Annotated in this window: 1 pseudogene; it reads left to right on the top strand. The window is 34.5% G+C overall.

Annotated elements, in window-relative coordinates:
• Positions 1 to 78: 78 nt before the first annotated feature.
• Positions 79 to 1,407: pseudogene (locus ACM0OZ_RS48755) on the top strand (IS701 family transposase).
• Positions 1,408 to 1,457 lie beyond the last annotated feature (50 nt).

Here is a 1,457-nt window from a genome sequence, read left to right on the forward strand (position 1 = left end):
CTTATCCCTCTTCTGTCACTCTCCGGGTATTCTGAATAAAAGAATTAAAAGAAAAAACTCTGGAAGGTAAGTAGGGCAATGGATGTAGAATTACAAATCCTCAAGCATTTGGCAATCTTATCCTCACCCAACAGTTGCAATTCCGAGATGAATATTGTGCAGAGTATAAAGACTTATTTAAAGAAGTAAGAAATTATGAGTGCTTCAAATATTTACACTTGGGAATAATATCGACGATAAAAAGAAAATCATTACCAGAAATAGCGAAAGTTGTAAGTATAAATTCAGCACAGTCATTACACCATTTTCTAGCAAATTCAGATTGGTCAGCAGATAAATTAAAACAACGAAGATTAAATAGGCTGAAAAAAATATTAAATGGTCAGGCGATTACTGTAGTAATAGATGAAACAGGAGATAGAAAAAAAGGTAAAAAGACAGTGCAAGTGCAAGACAGTACTTAGGGAGTGTAGGAAAAGTTGATAATGGAATAGTTTCAGTCAATGCCTAGGTCGTTTACTCTAATATAACCTTTCCCTTAAGTGTAAAAGTATTCAAACCAAAAGGAACCCTAAAAGCAGAAGATAAATATAAAACCAAAATAGAGTTAGCGTCAGAAATTATTACAGAACTAATTGAATCAGGTTTTAAGATTGAACTAGTATTGGCAGAAGCTGAAGGTGAAAGTAGCCAATTTATTAGAAAGTTAACTGAATATAAAATAGATTATGTCGTAGCAATAAGAAGTAATCACGGAGTCTGGTTACCAGCAGGTCAGAGCGTTAGGGCGAATAAGTGGTGCAAATTCCAGAGAACATTTAGTAATCAAAAATCAGAAACCAGATATATCCGAGAAATAATTTATGGTAAAAAAAGAGGCATAACCTATTGGCAAATAACTACTGACCCGGAAACCATGCCAGAAAATTCTACAACATTCGTGATGACAAATCTTCAAGGAAATATCAAAAAAACGCGATAGCGATTTATATGGATTAAGAACCTGGGTAGAATATGGGTTTCGACAGTGTAAACAGGAACTCGGCTGGACAGATTATCGGTTTACAAATTTTCAACATATAGAAAGATGGTGGGAAATCATTTTTTGTGTTTACACTGCGGATTAGTTTAAATTCTCCAGCCTTGTTAGCCTTAAATAAATCTCGTCAAATTGAGACTGATGTACAAGAAAATAGTTCTGTTGACTTCTCTCATCATCAACAATGGAACCACGAATGCGGATGGAAGAATACTTTAAATAATCTGCGTCTAATCATCCAGCCACTCTTACTATTTTGGTTAATTTATCCCTGGCTAGATATTTTCCCAAATTCACATTTACTCCTGGGATTCAATCATTTAATGGCTGCAATGAATCAATTTAAACCCTGTTATGCTTCTGGATAATTTCACTTATTTACTACTTACTAGCTCCGGAGAGTGACAGAAGAGGGATA

Origin of the sequence: Scytonema sp. PCC 10023 (assembly GCF_963920835.1) — a bacterium.
In the GTDB taxonomy this organism is placed as follows: Bacteria; Cyanobacteriota; Cyanobacteriia; order Cyanobacteriales; family Nostocaceae; genus Kalymmatonema.